The following is a 17,325-nucleotide window of genomic DNA, read 5'->3' as shown; positions in this document are numbered from 1 at the left end:
CGCAGGCGCGGCGACGGCGGACTTTTTCCGCTTTCGCCCGCCGGGCTGATGGCTTACTGACTGCACGATTGGGGTTCCTTGCCTTTGCGGCCGGTGGTTGTCGCCGACGAGTCGAACGGGCGTAGTCTGACTACCCGCTCTGCCAGCTTGGCATATCGTCGACGGCGGCTGGCAGGGTTTCCGGGCACTGGCGTCAACTGAAACAGGATTGATACCCGCTTGATGCCGAGTTGAGACAAAAAGTCGTCCCCCAGCGGCCCGTGCAAGGTGGACGAAGCCCGCGTGTACGCCCTTGTCGTTCCGGGCTGGCGTAGGATTGAAGGCATTCCGGCATATGGCCTGGCGGTTCAGCCAGTCCCGTTGTCGAAACGATGGACCAACTGTATTCCGACCGGAGGAGAAGAGGCCGCACGGCCACCACTATGAGTGAATCCCTGAATGGGCGGTTGCGGACCGGAAACGGGAACCCAGCCACCACCGAGTTCCCGCACACCTTACCGGGCACGCGCACGGAAATCGTCACGTTCGACAACTCCGATCAGATGGTTCACTCATTGGGCAGCCATGACGAAGCATTGCGCTACATCGAGGAGCAGTTCCCGGACGTCAATTTCCACGTTCGCGGCAATGAGTTGTCCATGTCCGGTCCCTCCACGGTCATTCCGCGCATCATGCGCCTCCTTGAGGAGGTCCGCGGACTGGTTGCCAGGGGAACCGTCGTTACCCCTGATGTCCTCCAGCAGCTCGTTTCCCTCCTGAGGACACAGTCAGTCCAGAATCCCGTGGATGTCCTTACCCACAACATTCTGTCGAGCCGTGGCAAAACCATCCGGCCCAAGACCCTGAACCAGAAGAACTATGTGGATGCCATCGATGCGAACACAGTGATCTTCGGTATTGGCCCGGCAGGTACTGGCAAGACCTACCTCGCCATGGCCAAGGCCGTACAGGCCCTGCAACTCAAGGAAGTAAGCCGGATCATCCTGACCCGGCCCGCCGTTGAGGCGGGGGAGCGGCTGGGCTTCCTGCCGGGAACGCTGAGCGACAAGATCGACCCCTACCTGCGGCCGCTTTACGACGCCCTGCACGACATGATGGATCCCGAATCCATTCCCCGGCTGATGGCTGCCGGCACCATCGAAGTCGCACCGTTGGCCTACATGCGTGGACGGACGCTCAACGACGCCTTCATCATCCTGGACGAGGCCCAGAACACCACTCCTGAACAAATGAAAATGTTCCTGACCCGTCTCGGATTCGGTTCCAAGATGGTTGTTACAGGAGACGTAACGCAGATCGACCTGCCTTTTGGCTCCACGTCCGGACTACGGATCGTACGGGAAATCCTCACCGGGATCGATGACGTCAATTTCTCCATCCTGGAGGCTGCGGACGTCGTCCGGCACCGTTTGGTTGCAGACATCGTCTCCGCCTACAGCAGGTGGGATGACGCGCACCGTACGGATGGGGCTGCCGGCACACATCACAAGCGTGGAGAACGAAAATGAGCATTGAAATCAACAACGAATCCGGCGTGGAGGTGGACGAAGCCCAACTGGTGACATTGTCCCGGTTCATCTTCGAGCGCCTCTACATCCACCCGCAGGCTGAGCTGTCCATACTCCTGGTGGATGAACCCGCCATGGAGAAGCTGCACATCGAGCTTATGGACGAACCAGGAGCCACCGATGTGCTCTCGGTGCCCATGGATGAGTTGACGCCGGGCACGCCCGACAAGCCCACGCCGCAGGGAATGCTTGGAGACATTGCCATATGTCCCCAGGTGGCCGAGGTGCAGGCGCGGAACGCCGGACACGCCACCCAGGACGAAATGCTGTTGCTCGCCACCCATGGCATCCTCCACCTGCTTGGTTTCGACCACGCCGAACCGGAGGAAAAGGAAGAAATGTTCGGTTTGCAGCGTGAGTTGCTGTCTGAGTTCCTGGGCAAGGATGCCCCCATGGAGACCATGCAGTGACCTCGCTCATCCTTGTCGGCATGGCGCTGGTTTTCCTCAGTTTCGTCGCCTTGCTGACGGCAGCTGAGGCTGCGTTCAATTTCCTGCCCCGGCACGAAGCTGAACAATCGGTAGTCCGCAGCAAGGGCAAGGCCTTGGCGAGCATCCTGAAGAACCCCGTCGCCCATATGCGTGCCCTGCGGTTCTGGCGGGTCTGGTTCGAGATGGCAGCAGCGGTCGCCGTCGCTGTCGTCATGCACAGTTTGCTGGACAACGTGTGGCTCGCCGGCCTGGCGGCGACTGGCATCATGGCCGTCATCGGGTTCGTTCTGGTGGGCGTCTCGCCCCGGCAGTTGGGACGCGCGCATTCAGGCCCCATTGTCCGGTTTACCGCACCGTTGATCAGGTTCCTCTGCTGGATCCTCGGACCGATTCCCGGCTGGCTTGTCGCGTTGGGGAGCGCGGTCGCGCCCGGCGCCCCCGGCGGTGATGACGCGTTCGTCAGCGAGGAAGAATTCCGCGAGTTCGTGGACCGCGCGGCAGAATCGGACATGATCGAAGACAATGAGGCGGAGCTCATTCATTCGGTCTTTGACTTCGGCGACACCTTGGTTCGCTCGGTCATGGTTCCGCGCACGGACATCGTCAGCATTGGGACCGGTTCGGACCTTGAAGCGGCCATGGCCCTTTTCCTCCGCTCCGGCTACTCCCGGATACCGGTAATTGGTGAGAACACGGACCAGATCCGCGGCATTCTCTACCTCAAGGACGTTGCTGCGGCGATGCATCGCGGCGAACCCGGACTGCAACCGCACGACGTCGATTCCCTCGCCCGGGATGTTCGGTACGTCCCGGAATCCAAACCCGTGAGCGACCTCTTGAAGGAACTGCAGAAGGAATCCACGCACGTTGCCATCGTTATCGATGAGTACGGCGGCACCGCGGGCCTGGTGACTTTGGAAGATCTCATCGAGGAAATCGTAGGAGAGATCGTTGACGAGTACGATTCTGCGGCGGAAGAAGCAGTGGATCTCGGCGATGGAACCTACCGTGTCAGTGCCCGCATGAGCATTGATGACCTCGGGGAGCTGTTCGATATCGACCTCGACGACGACGAAGTGGACACCGTTGGGGGCCTCCTTGCCAAGGCCCTCGGCCAGGTTCCGATCGTCGGGAGCTCCGTTGAAGTGAACGGTGTGTCGCTAAAGGCAGATAGGCTTGAGGGTCGCCGAAACCGGGTCAGCCACATCATTGCGGCAGCCATGCCAAAGGAAGACACTGACTTTGAAGACCTTCTCGATGAGGCAGACACAACGCAACAGGGAGTTCCACGTGAGCAAGCAAAGTAAGAAATTCGACGCCGATGACAATTTCGGTGGCTTCCACGCCGGATTCTCGGTCCTTGTTGGCCGCCCCAACGCGGGAAAGTCCACGCTGACAAATGCCTTGGTGGGGCAGAAGGTGGCCATTACATCGGCCAAACCGCAGACCACGCGCCACACGATTCGTGGCATCGTCCACCGCGAGGATGCACAACTGATCCTGGTTGATACCCCGGGCCTCCACCGGCCCCGCACTCTTCTGGGAAAGCGGCTCAACGACCTCGTGGCTGACACGTTGTCCGAGGTGGACGCGATCGGGTTCTGCTTGCCGGCGAATGAGAAAATCGGTCCTGGCGATAAGTACATCGCTGCCCAGCTGGCTGCCGTGGGCCGCAAGCCGATCGTTGCCATTGTGACAAAGACGGACCTCGTGGACCGTCAGGCCCTGACGGAGCAGCTGCTCGCAGTTGCTGCCTTGGGCCGTGAAGTCCTCGGAGACCAGGGCTGGGCGGATATCGTTCCCGTTTCTGCCGCCGACGGTTTTCAGGTGTCCACTGTGGCCGACGTCCTTATCGGGCACATGCCGTCATCGCCCCCTCTTTACCCGGATGGTGAGCTGACCGACGAGCCCGAGGCCGTCATGATCGCTGAACTCATCCGCGAAGCCGCCCTCGAAGGTGTCCGGGATGAGCTTCCCCACTCCCTTGCCGTTGTCGTTGAGGAAATCGTGCCTCGTGAAGGACGCACGGAGGACAACCCCTTGCTGGACGTCCGCGTGAACCTTTACGTGGAGCGGCCCTCCCAAAAAGCCATCATCATCGGTAAGGGTGGCAGCAGGCTGCGGGAAGTCGGAACCAACGCGCGCAAGGGAATCGAGACGCTCCTGGGAACCAGGATCTACCTCGATTTGCATGTCAAGGTTGCCAAAGACTGGCAGCGGGATCCCAAACAATTGGTAAAACTCGGCTTCTGATCCGGCGTCACGGCAACGGCGTGGCTGGGGCTCGATAAGGAACTTCCCAGAATCGGCCACTATGATTGCGGGGATCCACGTGTTTGAGGAAAGGTAACCGAATAGTGCGACGTCGTGACGCCCGCCCGCTGGGCCCCGGCACCGCTGCCCCCGATGCGGCGCGCCATGGGGAGGACCCCGAGGGAACTCCGCGCCACATGAACGCGCCCAAGGGGCTGCCTTTGTGGCTGAAGATTGTGACCGGCCTCGTGTCGGTGGCACTCGTTGCCGGCGTTGCTTTTGCAGCCTTCTGGTTTATCCGACTACAGACCAACATCACCAAGGCCCCGCTATCGGCGGCCGAATCACGCGATAGCAGTGATGCCGTGGTCAATGACAAATCGGACCGCCTGCAGATTCTTATCCTCGGCTCGGATACCCGCGATGGGAAAAACTCCCAGTACGGCAACGCGGACGATTCCACAGGCTACGGCCACTCGGATGTCATGATGCTGCTGGACATTTCCGCTGACAATAAACGGGTCAGCGTCATGAGTTTCCCACGTGACCTCCTGGTTGACGTGCCCCAGTGCACGGACCACACCAACAACCAGACGTTCCCCGCGCGGAGCGGTGTGATGATCAACGAAGCCATGGCAGAAGCCGGGATCGGCTGCGCGGTGGACACCATCAATAAGCTCACCGGCCTGGAAATTGACCACTTCATGATGGCCGACTTCAACGCGGTGAAGGAACTCTCCAAAGCCGTCGGCGGAGTGGATGTTTGTGTCAGTGATCCCGTCTTTGATCCGGACTCAGGTCTTCGTTTGGCGAAGGGCAATTCCCAGGTCGAAGGCGAGCAGGCGCTGGCGTTCCTGCGAACCCGGCATGCCTTTGGAGATGGTGGCGACCTGGGCCGAATCAAGGGCCAGCAGGCATTTCTTTCATCGCTGACACGTAAGCTCAAGGCGGACGGCACGCTGGGCAACCCGCAAAGGCTCCTGCAGATCGCTGACGTCGTCACGCAAAACCTCACCGTTGATGACGGGTTGGCATCTGTGCCATCGCTGTTGACGATCGGTGGCAGGCTGAAGGACATAGATGTCTCCAAGGTCGCATTTGTCGCGGTACCCACGCAGCCTGCCACGTTGGACCCCAACCGGTTGGAGCTCGTGGAGCCCCAGGCATCACAGCTTTTCGCGGCCCTTCGCGCAGATCTGGACCTGACGAATCCCGGGGCGACGTCCAGTCCGGCTCCAACAGCGCCTGCGGAAGGAACACCTTCGGCGGCTCCAACCACTGCTGCCCCGACAGTCCCGGCGTACAACAAAGCCATCCAGCCCGTGGCAGTCGCCAACGGCAGCGGAGTTGGGACCAGAGCACAGGAAATCCTGGCAACGTTGACCGGCAATGGATTTACACAGTCGGTGTCATATTTGGCAAACCCAGTGGAGAAGACTGTGGTCTACTACGGTCCGGACTTCGCTGACGTTGCTACGGACGTTGCCACGCTGTTCGGCATCCCTGCGGCACAGGTTCAGCAAGCCCGGGGAGTCTCGGGCGTGCAGCTCTACGTGGGCACCGACTTTGCAACGGGGACCGCCTATGGAGCGGCCTCGGTCCCGCCCGATGTTGTCAACCAGACGGCCAAAGAAGCAGTCTGCCAACAGGTGAACCCGCTCTACATCACGCAATAGCCGTCACAGGAGGGCAATCCGGCGCAGGGCACTTCGCGGCAGGGTAGCTCCGCAGCATAGAACAGGGCCAAAAACTAATGGCCGGACCCTTGGTTATCCAGGGGGCCGGCCATTCGTCGTAGTGGCTTTACCAGATGCTGACTCTGTCCTCAGGTGCCATCCACATCCGGTCTTGGTCATTGACCTGGAAAGTTTCGTGGAAGGCATCGAGGTTCCGGGCAATGGCATTGGTGCGGAACTCGTTGGGGGAGTGTGGATCGGTAGCAAGCCTGCGGATCGCTTCCTCGCTACGGATCACCTGGCGCCAGCCGGCAGCCCAGGACATGAAGAACCGCTGCTGGCCTGTGAAACCATCCAGGACCTCAGGCTCGGCACCAGCGAGGCTGATCAGGTAGGCCTTGTAAGCAATGGTGAGGCCGCCCAGGTCACCGATGTTCTCACCCAGCGTCAGTTTGCCGTTGACCTTGTGCTCAGGTGCTGCGTAGGGGGATAGCGCATCGAATTGGGCAACCAACTTTGCCGTGCGGGCTTCGAAGGCCGTCCTGTCCTCTTCGGTCCACCAATTGCGGAGGGCTCCGCTTCCGTCGAATTGGGATCCCTGGTCATCGAATCCATGGCCGATCTCATGCCCGATCACCGCGCCAATCCCGCCATAGTTCACGGCGTCGTCTGCTTCTGCCGTGAAGAACGGCGGCTGCAGGATGGCGGCGGGGAACACGATTTCGTTCAGCATCGGGTGATAGTAGGCGTTCACGGTCTGAGGGGTCATGAGCCACTTGTCCAGATCCACCGGCTTGCCGATCTCGTCCAGGTGTCGATCGACGTCGGCGTCGTGGGCCCGCTCAACGTTGCCCAAGAGGTCGTTGGCGTCGATCTCAACGGCGGAGTAATCGATCCATTTTTCAGGGAAACCAATCTTGGGGCGGAACGCGTCCAGCTTCTTCAGGGCTTCGGCCTTTGTGTCCTCACCCATCCACTCAAGGGAAGAAATGCTGTCCCGGTAGGCCTCGATCAGATTGGCGACGAGGGTTTGCATCCTGGCCTTGTGTCCGCCGGGGAAATGCCGCTCCACGTAGATTTGGCCCACCGCCTCACCAAGTGCTGCTTCGACGACGGCAACGCCGCGCTTCCAGCGCTCCTTGTTCTGTGGGGTGCCACTGAGGGTGGTCCCGTAGAAGTCGAAGTTCGTGTCCACGAACTCCGAGGAGAGGTAGGGCGCCGCTGAGTTGAGCACCCTTAGAGTCAGCCATTCCTTCCAGACGGCAAGGGGTTCCGATTCGAGAAGCGCGGCCGCGCCGGCAAAGAAGTCCGGCGTGCTGACTACGATTTCGCCGCGTTTGCCGGCATCGACGCGGCCGGCCTCAAACCAGGTATTCAATAGCGGGAACAGCGTCGCTGCTTCTTCGGCCGTTTTCAGGTTGTATGTCTTTTGGGGATCCCGAAGCGTGACGTTGTCCCAGTGGTGGGATGCGAGGGCCTTTTCCAAGGCAACGATGCGACCAGCAGCGCCTTCTGCGTCAGCAACGCCGGCGAGGCCGAGCAACTTGGCGACGTATTCACCGTAGGCTGCCACAATCGGGGCAAACTTTTCATCGCGGTAGTAGGACTCGTCCGGGAGGCCGAGGCCGCCTTGTCCGATGTACAGAAGAATCCGCTCCGGGTTTCCGGCGTCGGGTGCCGGGTAGATGGAAAACAAGCCGGAAACGTCGCACCGGAACAGCCGGCCCAGCAACGCCGCAAATTCCTCTGCGGAACCCACTGACCGGACTTCCTCCAGCCGCTCCCGCAAGGGCTCGAGTCCCTTCGCCTCTGCCGCGGCCTCATCCATGAAGCTCGCGTAAAGCCCGCCGACCTTCTGCTCGATGCCGGAGGCCGATGCTCCCTTGTTGGCGGCTTCCTCGATAATCGCCTTGACGGCCAGTTCTGCCTCGTCACGCAAAGCCGTGAAGGTGCCTTCCAGCGGGCGGTCGTCAGGGATCGTCGTGCTGTTCAGCCACGCACCGTTGACGTGCTGGTAGAGGTCGTCCTGCGGCCGGACGCTGTGATCGATGTTGGAAAGAGTGATCCCCGACTGTGGCACTGTGGCTCCTTGAATGGACGCTGCAGCCGGCGTTGCCACCGTCGCTGCGTCTGCATAGTGGACGTTGCATGAGGTGTTGCAATGTCATCATACGCATCGTGTTACTGTGAACTTGTGCGTGCGGGAATGCTTCTTCTTAGCTGCCGCGGCGAGGCCTGAAAGCTATCTGAAAAGCTGGGCCACCCTCGCCGCGGAGTTTCGTTGTGCCCGGCTAAGCTTTCATTTAGATCTTAGAGAAAAGGCCACACGACATGCGTAATGCACAAAAGCCCTCCGGTATGCCGATTCACCGTTACCTGCCGTTCCAGGACCAGATCACTGTCGAAGTTCCGGATCGTACCTGGCCGGACAAAGTCATCACCAAGGCCCCGCGCTGGTGTGCAGTGGACCTGCGCGATGGTAACCAGGCACTGATCGATCCCATGAGCCCGGCGCGCAAGCTGAAGATGTTCCAGCTGCTGGTCAACATGGGATTCAAGGAGATCGAGGTTGGGTTCCCCTCCGCTTCCCAGACCGACTTTGATTTCGTTCGGCAGCTGATCGAAGGCGGCCATATACCGGACGATGTCACTATCCAGGTCCTCACCCAGGCGCGTGAACACCTGATTGAACGGACCTATGAGTCCTTGGTGGGTGCCAAGCAGGCGATCGTGCACCTGTACAACTCCACTTCTGTGCTGCAGCGCCGGGTTGTCTTCAACCAGGATGAGGACGGCATCCTCGATATCGCCCTGCAGGGTGCCCGGCTGTGCAAAAAGTATGAAGAGACGCTGACCGATACCCACATCACCTACGAGTACTCTCCGGAGTCGTTCACGGGAACCGAGTTGGAGTATGCAGCCCGGGTCTGCAATGCAATCGCAGATGTGTTTGAAGCGTCAGCGGACAAGCAGGTCATTATCAACCTGCCGGCGACGGTGGAGATGGCAACCCCCAACGTCTATGCCGACTCCATTGAGTGGATGCACCGCAATCTGCATCCCCGTGACGGCATCATCATTTCACTGCACCCGCACAACGATCGCGGTACTGGCGTTGCTGCCGCGGAACTCGGCTACCTGGCTGGAGCAGACCGCATTGAGGGCTGCCTGTTCGGCAATGGTGAGCGCACAGGAAACGTTGACCTCGTCACCCTGGGCCTGAACATGTTTGTCCAGGGCGTGGACCCCATGATCAATTTCTCCGACATCGACGAGATCCGCCGCACGGTTGAGTACTGCAACCAGTTGCCCGTTCCCGAACGTTCGCCGTACGGTGGCGACCTCGTCTTCACAGCCTTTTCCGGTTCGCACCAGGACGCCATCAAGAAGGGCTTCGAAGCACTCGAGAAGGATGCGGCTGCGGCAGGGGTGCCCGTGGACGACTTCACCTGGCAGGTTCCGTACCTGCCTATCGACCCCAAGGACCTGGGCCGAAGCTATGAAGCTGTCATCAGGGTCAATTCTCAGTCCGGCAAGGGCGGCGTCGCCTACCTGCTGAAGAACGAGCACAACCTCGATCTGCCGCGGCGCGCCCAGATTGAATTCTCCGGCGTCATCCAGCGCCGCACAGATGCTGTTGGTGGCGAGGTCAGCGGGGCGCAGCTCTGGCAGATCTTCCAGGACGAATACCTGCCCTCTGATGAGGAACAAGCCCAGTGGGGCCGGTACTCCCTGGGCAGCGTAAGCACGGAAACGGATGAGTCCGGCGCTATGACCATGAACGCAAACCTGCGGATTGATGGCGTAGAGGTGCGCAGGACCGGCCACGGTAATGGTCCAATCGCCGCGCTCCTGGACATCCTGCACCACGACGGCGTTGATGTCCGTGTGCTCGACTACAGCGAACACGCATTGTCAGAGGGCGGCAGCGCAAGTGCGGCTGCTTATGTTGAATGCGCGGTGGGCGAACGCGTCCTCTGGGGCGTGGGAATTGATCCCAGCACCACGACGTCCTCGCTGAAGGCGCTGATCTCGGCTGTAAACCGGGCAGTTCGGGACGCCCAGGCCTAACGCCAAGACCGTGTGGTGACGGGAAATACCGTCACCACACGGTCTTGTGGTCCTTTCAGGCCACTGGCTTAGTGCGAAGATTAGTTGTGGCCAATCCCTCCTCATTTGCAGCGCGGTCCTACCGGGACGATGCCGTTGTGCTCCGCACCCATAAGTTGGGCGAGGCAGATCGGATTATTACCCTGCTGACCAAGCATCACGGGCAAGTACGTGCGGTCGCAAAAGGTGTGCGGCGGACCACCAGCCGTTTCGGCGCCCGGCTGGAGCCGTTCATGGTGGCCGACTTGCAGCTCATCTCTGGCCGAACCCTGGATATCGTCACCCAGGCTGTTGCCAAAGGCGCCTATGGAAGCAGCATTGCGGCGGACTATGGCCGCTTCACTGTAGCTGCTGCCATGACAGAGACGGCCGAGAAGCTTACGGACGCGGACGCCGAATCCGGCACGGCCCAGTACAACCTCTTGGTAGGTGCCTTGGCGGCGCTCAGCCGCTCGGACCATGCCCCCGAACTTATTCTGGACTCCTATCTCTTGCGCGCATTGGCCACAGGCGGATGGGCGCCGAGCTTTACTGATTGCGCCCGGTGCGGCAAGCCCGGACTGCACACGGCCTTTGCCGCGCCACTCGGGGGTATGGTGTGTGGCGATTGCCGCCCGCCTGGCTCACCGGCTCCGGCGCCGGAAACCGTGGTGTTGCTCGGAGCCCTCCTGACCGGGGATTGGGGCGTAGCTGACGCCTCGGACCCGAGGCATCGACGCGAAGCAGCCGGACTGGTGGCCAGTTACCTGCAATGGCATTTGGAACGCGCCTTGAAATCACTCAAACACGTGGAGCGAAGCTGACTGTGGCACTTGGAAAGAAAAGCAAGACAACCCCGGCGCGGACTTCGCCCGTAGTGGCCCCTTACGGACATCCTTCAGGTGCCGTTCCGCCCAACATTCCAAGTGAACTTATTCCGCAGCATGTAGCGATTGTCATGGATGGCAATGGACGTTGGGCCAACCAGCGGGGACTGCCGCGAATCGAGGGGCACAAGGCCGGCGAGCCGGCACTGCTGGACGTTATGGCCGGCGCCATTGAGCTAGGCATCAAGTACGTCAGCGTGTACGCGTTTTCCACGGAGAATTGGCGGCGATCCCCGGAGGAAGTCCGCTTCCTCATGGGATTTAACAAGGATGTGCTACGTCGCCAACGCAATCAGCTCGATGAATGGGGAGTCCGGATCCGCTGGGCCGGTAGACGCCCCAGGCTCTGGGGCTCGGTGATCCGTGAGCTTGAAGAGGCCGAGGAATTTACCAAGGCCAATAACACCTGCACGTTGACCATGTGTGTTAATTACGGTGGCCGGGCAGAAATCGCCGACGCCGTCTCTGCCATAGCTGAGGACGTTGCCGCCGGGCGCCTTAAGCCAGGATCGGTGACGGAGAAGACCATCCAGAAGTACCTGGACGAGCCCGACCTCCCCGACGTAGATCTCTTCCTGCGCAGTTCCGGGGAGCAGAGGCTGTCAAACTTCCTGCTGTGGCAGTCCGCATACGCCGAATTCGTCTTTATGGACACGTTGTGGCCGGACGTAGACAGGCGCACGCTCTGGGACGCCGTCGAAATATATGCCAAGCGGGATCGCCGCTACGGCGGGGCAGTTGACGCGGCCCCAGCCGGAAAGTGACAGGCCTTCTACTTCAATACGGGTAGGACGAAAGCCAGACCGACACATCACGGTACGCCTGTTGGCGGATGGTCCTCCGCGACAAGAAGATGTCGTGCAGCGCCCCTGGGTAGCGGAACACAGCTGTCCGCCTGCCCAGGCCCAGCGCGCGCCGGGATGTCTCCTCGACGTCGATCACGGCATCGGCCCTCATGAGGTCCGACGTCCATTCGGCCTGGATCCGGGTCCGGCCCGATAAAAGGACCAGCACCGGGGCATCGATATTGAGTTTGCGCTCTACCGCTTTGTGGCCGGCAAGCACTGCCTTCGTCCAGCCAGCGCGGATAGGGAATGAGCCGCGCGGACGCCAGACGGGATCCAGCGGCCACTCGCCGTGGGCCTGGTTGCTGACGCTCTCCCAGTACGCAGGCATTTCAGGGAACCTGAACGGACGCTTGGGGTCGGTCCGCGCGAAGGGCTCCACCACATGCATGGCGATGCTGCGAATCAGGCTGCTGCCTTGGAGCTCCAGCCATGGCGAGTTCAGGACAAGTGTCCCGATCCTGCCTGGATGGCGGTCCGCCCACAGAGAAGCAATCAGACCTCCCAGGGAGTGCGCAAGCATATGGATCGTTGGCGACGCCGGACTGTTGGTCCTGGCCACAACGTCCCGTTCGATCTCCAGCAAAGCTGCTTCGATGTCTTCGTCGTAGACAGCCAGATCGGTTGTGTATCCGGGAGTCTGACCAGGTAGCAGGCTGCGCCCAAATTTCCGAAGGTCCAGCGCGTAGAAATGAAAGCCGGACGCCGTCAGGTACTCGGCGAGTTCGGTCTGGAGGAAGTAGTCAGCCCAGCCGTGCAGGTAGAGGACCACCCGCGGTGCCCCCGTGGGATCCAAGGACGCCGCACGACGCCTGCGTTGCGTGAAGGTGGAGAAGAAATCGAGGATGCCGTGAGGGGTTGCGTCTGTGAGGGGCGGGGCGTGCCTGACGAGTGTTGCTTTGACCGGGCCCTCCTCGTCAGGAGACAGGGGGAGTTCCAGACGTTCGTATCCGGTGCCCAGGATGTCCGGTTGCCAAAGATGTACCGATTCTTCGGTGGTGGTCATGCGTCCCCCTCCTGCCGTACCTGCGGCAAGTCACTCTCCATGTACCCGCGAATCCATCGTGAAAGCCTCGCGTAGGCATCTGCCCGGACGTTGGGTGCGGACAGGAAGACATCATGCAGCCCGCCATCCACTCTTTCCAGAGTCACACTGCGACCCAAGGCCATGGCACGCAGTGCGATGATGCCGACGTCCAATACAGCATCCGAACGCCGCATGGACTCCTGCCACACCATTCCGTTGGCGCTGGCTGTCGATGTCAGAACCAGCACCGGGATGTCCAGGTCCAGGCCGCGTGCAACCTGTGAGTGGCCGGCCAGGACGGCGCTCAGCCAACCGGCCCTGACGGGAAAGGCCAGGGGTGGCCGGTACTTTTCATCCAGCGGCCATTCGCCTTCGGCGGTATTGCTGATGCTACGGAAGTAGAATCCACGCTCCGGCAGCCTTAAGACCATCTCGGGCCGGACCCTGGCAATGGGTCCCACCATTGCTTGGGCGGCGCGCCTGACAAGTGAGCTGCCATGCATTTCAAGCCAAGGGCTGTTGAGGATCAGGTGTTGCACCCGGCCTGGGTGCTTGCTCGTCCACAGTGCTGCGATGAGGCCCCCGGTGGAATGGCCCATCAGGGCAACGCCATTTCGGAGAGGTCCCGTGCTGTCGCTGTGGATGACCTCAAGGGCCCGGCTGATTTCGGCGTCGTAGTCCCCAAGATTGGCCACGTACCCGCCCGGCGAACCTGAAGTCAGGCTCCTTCCATGGTTATGCATGTCCAATGCATAGAATTCGTACCCGTGCCCTGCCCAAAACCTGGCAAGTTCCACATTGAAGAAGTAGTCGCTCCAGCCATGCAGGAACAGCAACGCGCCGTGCGTGGCCTGGCCCTCCTGGGTGGTCGACTCCGGCCGGTGACGGACCAGGGTTGCACGGCGCACCACGCCGTCAGGTCCTTCGACGTCCAAGGCGCATGACTGGAAGTCCATTCCCAGTATGTCGGTCGACCAATCCATGCCTTCAGCTTAGACACTCGCCGCTGCGTCGCGTCCCGCGGCCCTGCCTGTGAAAAGACATCCACCCAGGAAGGTTCCTTCCAGGGCCCTGTACCCATGGATGCCGCCTCCGCCGAAGCCCGCCGCTTCACCGGCTGCATAAAGGCCCGGGATCACCCGGTCTTCCTGGTCCAGGACCCGGGACCTGAGGTCAGTCTTCAGCCCTCCCAGGGTTTTCCTTGTGAGGATGGACAGCCTGATGGCAATGAGCGGTCCGTGGGCAGGATCGGCCAGGCGGTGTGGGGGAGCCACGCGCATCAGTTTGTCAGTGGCAAAACGGCGGGCCGCGCGGATAGCAGCCAATTGGGGGTCCTTGCCCAGTCCGCTTGCCACTTGAAGGTCGCGGGCGCGCACCAGCGCGTCCAGGTGGTCAGCGCTGATCAGTTGATTGCCCGAGAGTGCGTTCATTTTCCCGGCCAGATCATGGGGCGAGGATGCCTGAATGAAGTCGATGCCTTTGTCCAGGAAACGTTGTATGGGGGTATCGCTGCCTGGCTTCAGTCGGGAAACGAGCAGTGAAACGTCCCTCCCGGTCAGGTCCGGGTTCTGCTCGGATCCGGAAAGCGCGAGTTCCTTGAGCGCAATGGTGCGGTTCAGGACGAACCACGAATAACTGTGACCGGTGGCGACGATGTGGCGCAGCGCGCCAAGGGAATCGAAGCCTGGAAACAGAGGCGCCGGCAGCTGTTGCCCATCGGCATCCAACCACAGTGATGACGGACCGGGAAGAATGCGGATGCCGTGCTTGGGCCACACGGGATCGTAGTTATGGATGCCCTCGGGGTAATGCCACATGCGGTCTCCGTTCACCAACGATGCACCGAGGGATTCCGCGACAGGAAGGAAATTACCATCCACTGAAGCGGGAACACCGCTGAGCATGTCAGCCGGTGCAGCGTTGTCCGGCCATTGCCGGCGCACGGTCTCGTGATTGCCGCCGATGCCGCCTGTAGTCACTACGACAGCGCCCGCCCTGGCCTCGAAACCCCCGACGACGGTTCGCGAGGACGCTTGGCCGCGCACCGCCGTCGAGGGTTCCAGAATCTGGCCCGTGACACCTGCCACCCGGCCGGCCGTCGTCGACAGCGCAGTAGCCCTGTGCCGGAAGTGCAGCGATACCCTCCCCGTCTGGACACCTTCCTGCACCTTGGCCAAAAACGGTTCCACGAGGGCGGGGCCCGTTCCCCACGTGACGTGGAACCGGGGAACGGTGTTTCCGTGTCCCTGGGGGCCATAACCTCCGCGTTCTGCCCATTGCACCAAAGGGAAGATGCCGACGTCGAGGCTTTTCAACCAGGCGCGCTTCTCACCGGAGGCAAAGTGGACATAGGCTTCTGCCCACTGCCGCGCCATCGCATCGTGTGGCCGGTCAAAGCCTGCGGAGGCCACCCAGTCCGAGAGCGCCAATTCAGCGCTATCCCTGACACCGAGCCGGCGCTGCTCCGGCGTGTCGACCATGAACAGGCCCCCGAAGGACCAATGCGCCTGTCCACCCAGGGATGCCGACGGCTCCTGGTCCAGGATCGCCACGCGCTTGCCTGCCGCGTAGGCGGTTGCTGCCGCTACCAGTCCGGACAAGCCTGCACCTACGACGATGACGTCGGCGAGGATTGGATTCCCATGATCTGCATCACGATCTTGTAGCGGCATGCGTACATGCTAGCCGCAGGCAAGGTCACGGGTTTGGTGTGTTGTCAGTAAACCGGAAAACTAGGACCATGCGTGTTTACCCCACCTTCTTCAAGCTCGCCTTCTCCTGGATGGATGCCGAGAAAGCCCACAAGATCGGCTTTCAGGCGATCCGGGCGGCCCACCGCACCGGCGCAGGCAGGGTTCTTGCCAGGATCACAGCTCCGGATGCATCCCTTCGAACCGAGGCGCTTGGGTTGACGTTCCCCTCTCCCTTCGGTTTGGCAGCCGGCTTTGACAAGGAAGGCCACGGAATCGAAGCGCTGGCCGATCTAGGATTTGGCCACGTGGAGGTGGGAACCATCACCGGGCAGGCGCAGCCTGGCAACGAAAAGCCGCGTTTGTTCCGATTGATTGAGGACCGCGCCGTCATCAACCGGATGGGCTTCAATAACGACGGCGCAGCAGCAGTTGCTCCGCGACTCAAGTCGGCGAAAGCTGCACTGCAGCGCATGCACGCCGATGTACGGCCCGTGATTGGTGTCAACATCGGCAAGACGAAAGTTGTTGAGCTGGAGGAGGCCACAGAGGATTACCTCGTCAGCGCCCGGAGCCTCGCTCCCGCTGCCGACTACCTCGTGGTCAATGTCAGTTCCCCCAACACGCCGGGACTGCGGCTTCTCCAGAACGTGGAAACTCTTCGGCCGCTGCTCCGGGCCGTGGGGGATGCCGCAGATGAAGCTGCTGGCCGCCATGTTCCCTTGCTCGTCAAGATTGCGCCTGACCTGAGCAACGAGGACATCGACGAGGTCGCCCGGCTTGCGCTTGACCTCAAGCTGGACGGCATCATTGCAACCAACACCACCATTGCCCGGGACGGCCTCGTCACTGACGCTGCGAAGGTTGGATCGCTGGGAGCCGGCGGGCTTTCAGGTGCCCCGCTGAAGCAGCGGTCACTGGAGGTCCTGCGACGACTCAAGGACGCCGTCGGTGACCAGCTGGTACTGATTGCCGTGGGCGGCGTGGAGTCCGCCCAGGATGTCCAGGACCGTTTGAATGCTGGGGCAACCCTGGTGCAGGGCTACACCGCGTTCCTCTACGAGGGCCCGTTCTGGGCATCACGCATCAACAAGGGCCTCGTGAAGATCCGGAAGCGGGACTCCCGCTAGTCAAAACGTCCACCTGGGAACGAATCGAAACGAAGGCCCATACGAAGAACCCCGGACCAATGGTCCGGGGTTCTTCGTATAAGTAGTGGGGTCGGGGCCTCTTTGCTTGCCGCTACGCGGGGTACTGGCCTCGCTTGACCTGTGGCTTGGGGAGGCGGAGTTTGCGGAACTGCAGTGCACGCATGCATCCGTACCAGATTGCACCGCGCTCGACTTCGCCGAACTTCTCGCCCAGGCGCTTGCGGAGCTTGCGTGAAAGGATAAAAGCATCCACGAAGACGGCAAGGAACATGATCCAGAATCCAACCAGGACATAAGTAATCTGTGCACTGTTGGCCGGGACGATAAGCGAGATCACCACGAAAAGCAGGGCGCCGAACATCAGGTATTCGCCGAGGCTGAACCGGGCGTCCACATAATCCCGAACGAAACGCTTCTGGGGACCCTTGTCCCTCAGTGGCAGGTACTTTTCGTCACCTGTATCCAGCGCCTGCCGCATCTTCTGGCGCTGGTCCTGAATCGCGACGCGTTCGGCCTCCTTGGAAGCTTTGCGGTCGTTGGGCACCAGTGGGCGCTTGCGGGCTGCCTCCTGGTCCTTCCGCTTGGGGGTAGGGGCGCCCTTTCCGGCACCCGGCTCCTGGGCGGCGGCTTGGGCCTGGTCTACTACTGCTTGAGCGCTGGGCTCTTCCTTTTTGCGTCCGAACACCCATACAGAATACCCCGCAGGAA

Annotated in this window: 14 protein-coding genes; 9 read left to right on the top strand and 5 right to left on the bottom strand. The window is 61.2% G+C overall.

What is annotated here, in order from left to right; translation table 11 throughout:
• The first annotated feature begins 422 nt into the window (after positions 1–422).
• The 5 genes from LDN82_RS12520 (at position 423) to LDN82_RS12500 (ending at position 5,928) form a co-directional block, all read left to right on the top strand.
• Positions 423–1,508 (top strand): PhoH family protein, encoded by a 1,086-nt coding sequence (locus tag LDN82_RS12520; RefSeq protein WP_224090480.1) that lies wholly within the window; start codon positions 423–425, stop codon positions 1,506–1,508.
• Positions 1,505–1,978 (top strand): rRNA maturation RNase YbeY, encoded by a 474-nt coding sequence (gene ybeY / locus LDN82_RS12515; protein WP_224164448.1) that lies wholly within the window; start codon positions 1,505–1,507, stop codon positions 1,976–1,978. The genes LDN82_RS12520 and ybeY overlap by 4 nt, the downstream gene beginning before the upstream one ends.
• Positions 1,975–3,306, top strand: coding sequence for a hemolysin family protein (locus LDN82_RS12510; RefSeq protein WP_224090471.1), 1,332 nt, complete (start codon positions 1,975–1,977; stop codon positions 3,304–3,306). Before ybeY ends, LDN82_RS12510 begins: the two co-directional genes overlap by 4 nt.
• Positions 3,290–4,252: a GTPase Era gene (gene era, locus LDN82_RS12505; RefSeq protein WP_224164447.1), complete on the top strand. Its 963-nt coding sequence runs from the start codon at positions 3,290–3,292 to the stop codon at positions 4,250–4,252. Before LDN82_RS12510 ends, era begins: the two co-directional genes overlap by 17 nt.
• 104 nt (positions 4,253–4,356) lie before the next feature.
• Positions 4,357–5,928, top strand: coding sequence for an LCP family protein (locus LDN82_RS12500; RefSeq protein WP_224090467.1), 1,572 nt, complete (start codon positions 4,357–4,359; stop codon positions 5,926–5,928).
• Between the two features lie 127 nt (positions 5,929–6,055).
• On the opposite strand, the gene LDN82_RS12495 is transcribed toward LDN82_RS12500, so the two are convergent.
• A complete protein-coding gene (locus LDN82_RS12495) occupies positions 6,056–8,008 on the bottom strand; it encodes a M13-type metalloendopeptidase (RefSeq protein WP_224164446.1) in 1,953 nt (650 codons plus the stop codon).
• Positions 8,009–8,259: 251 nt separating this feature from the next.
• Here LDN82_RS12495 and leuA point away from each other — a divergent pair, with 251 nt between their 5' ends.
• The 3 genes from leuA to LDN82_RS12480 all read left to right on the top strand — a co-directional run bounded on the left by leuA (position 8,260) and on the right by LDN82_RS12480 (position 11,668).
• Positions 8,260–9,999, top strand: a complete 1,740-nt coding sequence (leuA, locus tag LDN82_RS12490) for a 2-isopropylmalate synthase (RefSeq protein WP_223932971.1) — start codon at positions 8,260–8,262, stop codon at positions 9,997–9,999.
• Between the two features lie 86 nt (positions 10,000–10,085).
• A complete protein-coding gene (recO, locus tag LDN82_RS12485; RefSeq protein ID WP_224090460.1) occupies positions 10,086–10,841 on the top strand; it encodes a DNA repair protein RecO in 756 nt (251 codons plus the stop codon).
• A 2-nt stretch (positions 10,842–10,843) separates the two neighbouring features.
• Complete coding sequence (locus LDN82_RS12480) at positions 10,844–11,668, top strand: isoprenyl transferase (protein WP_224164445.1); 825 nt, start codon at positions 10,844–10,846, stop codon at positions 11,666–11,668.
• 13 nt (positions 11,669–11,681) lie between these two features.
• Here the strand turns inward: LDN82_RS12480 and LDN82_RS12475 are convergent, their stop codons facing one another.
• Genes LDN82_RS12475 through LDN82_RS12465 form a run of 3 tightly spaced genes read right to left on the bottom strand, consistent with a single transcriptional unit; the run spans position 11,682 to position 15,448 of the window.
• Complete coding sequence (locus LDN82_RS12475) at positions 11,682–12,755, bottom strand: alpha/beta hydrolase (protein ID WP_224164444.1); 1,074 nt, start codon at positions 12,753–12,755, stop codon at positions 11,682–11,684.
• Positions 12,752–13,759, bottom strand: a complete 1,008-nt coding sequence (locus LDN82_RS12470) for an alpha/beta hydrolase (protein ID WP_224164443.1) — start codon at positions 13,757–13,759, stop codon at positions 12,752–12,754. Before LDN82_RS12470 ends, LDN82_RS12475 begins: the two co-directional genes overlap by 4 nt.
• Before the next feature lie 9 nt (positions 13,760–13,768).
• Complete coding sequence (locus tag LDN82_RS12465; protein WP_224164442.1) at positions 13,769–15,448, bottom strand: FAD-binding dehydrogenase; 1,680 nt, start codon at positions 15,446–15,448, stop codon at positions 13,769–13,771.
• A 68-nt stretch (positions 15,449–15,516) separates the two neighbouring features.
• Between LDN82_RS12465 and LDN82_RS12460 the strand changes: the two genes are divergently transcribed.
• Positions 15,517–16,596, top strand: a complete 1,080-nt coding sequence (locus tag LDN82_RS12460; RefSeq protein ID WP_224164441.1) for a quinone-dependent dihydroorotate dehydrogenase — start codon at positions 15,517–15,519, stop codon at positions 16,594–16,596.
• A gap of 112 nt (positions 16,597–16,708) precedes the next feature.
• Here LDN82_RS12460 and LDN82_RS12455 read toward each other — a convergent pair whose 3' ends face one another.
• Positions 16,709–17,302: a DUF3043 domain-containing protein gene (locus tag LDN82_RS12455; RefSeq protein ID WP_224090454.1), complete on the bottom strand. Its 594-nt coding sequence runs from the start codon at positions 17,300–17,302 to the stop codon at positions 16,709–16,711.
• Positions 17,303–17,325 lie beyond the last annotated feature (23 nt).

This window comes from Arthrobacter sp. StoSoilA2 (genome assembly GCF_019977195.1).
In the GTDB taxonomy this organism is placed as follows: domain Bacteria; phylum Actinomycetota; class Actinomycetes; order Actinomycetales; family Micrococcaceae; genus Arthrobacter.
The sequence above is the reverse complement of the archived record's forward strand: the minus strand, read 5'-3'. Positions and strand labels throughout refer to the sequence as shown.

What these genes read in the sequence shown, in the direction of transcription:
- LDN82_RS12520 (WP_224090480.1), top strand. Translation starts at nt 423, where the DNA reads ATGAGTGAATCCCTGAATGGGCGGTTGCGGACCGGAAACGGGAACCCA.
- ybeY (WP_224164448.1), top strand. Translation starts at nt 1,505, where the DNA reads ATGAGCATTGAAATCAACAACGAATCCGGCGTGGAGGTGGACGAAGCC.
- leuA (WP_223932971.1), top strand. Translation starts at nt 8,260, where the DNA reads ATGCGTAATGCACAAAAGCCCTCCGGTATGCCGATTCACCGTTACCTG.
- LDN82_RS12475 (WP_224164444.1), bottom strand. Translation starts at nt 12,755, where the DNA reads ATGACCACCACCGAAGAATCGGTACATCTTTGGCAACCGGACATCCTG.
- LDN82_RS12470 (WP_224164443.1), bottom strand. Translation starts at nt 13,759, where the DNA reads ATGGATTGGTCGACCGACATACTGGGAATGGACTTCCAGTCATGCGCC.
- LDN82_RS12465 (WP_224164442.1), bottom strand. Translation starts at nt 15,448, where the DNA reads ATGCCGCTACAAGATCGTGATGCAGATCATGGGAATCCAATCCTCGCC.
- LDN82_RS12460 (WP_224164441.1), top strand. Translation starts at nt 15,517, where the DNA reads ATGCGTGTTTACCCCACCTTCTTCAAGCTCGCCTTCTCCTGGATGGAT.